We start from the raw sequence: 548 nt of genomic DNA on the forward strand, positions 1-548 counted from the left end.
ATATTTTTAAGTGATGAGCCATGGAGGATTCGAACCTCCGACCCTCTGATTAAAAGTCAGATGCTCTACCAACTGAGCTAATGGCTCATTTTAAATGGTGCCGGCGAGAGGACTTGAACCCCCAACCTACTGATTACAAGTCAGTTGCTCTACCAATTGAGCTACACCGGCAATTTTATACAGTTTGATTAATAAATATGGTGGAGGATGACGGGATCGAACCGCCGACCCTCTGCTTGTAAGGCAGATGCTCTCCCAGCTGAGCTAATCCTCCATTTGGTGACCCATACGGGATTCGAACCCGTGTTACCGCCGTGAAAGGGCGGTGTCTTAACCGCTTGACCAATGGGCCTTCTATTAAATAAGTTAGTACGAATCTTACGCTATGAAAGTATCAATAAAACATTTATTCAATTAGCGACAAGTAATATTATATAAAATCTATTAAATATTTGTCAATAAAAAATAATTTTTTTTTAATATAATTTGGCTATTACTTTTTATAAAATTATACAAAAAAATATGCATATATTATGCATATTTTTGGT

The 548-nt window shown here is 37.2% G+C and carries 4 tRNA genes; all 4 read right to left on the reverse strand.

What is annotated here, in order from left to right:
- Positions 1 to 14: 14 nt before the first annotated feature.
- The 4 genes from ACTYA4_RS22165 to ACTYA4_RS22180 all read right to left on the reverse strand — a co-directional run bounded on the left by ACTYA4_RS22165 (position 15) and on the right by ACTYA4_RS22180 (position 352).
- Positions 15 to 87: transfer RNA gene (locus ACTYA4_RS22165), tRNA-Lys, on the reverse strand.
- 8 nt (positions 88 to 95) lie between these two features.
- A tRNA-Thr gene (locus ACTYA4_RS22170) sits at positions 96 to 171 on the reverse strand.
- 27 nt (positions 172 to 198) lie between these two features.
- Positions 199 to 274, reverse strand: a tRNA-Val gene (locus tag ACTYA4_RS22175).
- Between the two features lie 3 nt (positions 275 to 277).
- A tRNA-Glu gene (locus ACTYA4_RS22180) sits at positions 278 to 352 on the reverse strand.
- Between the last annotated feature and the right edge of the window lie 196 nt (positions 353 to 548).

Source organism: Niallia yueguangensis (genome assembly GCF_052663115.1).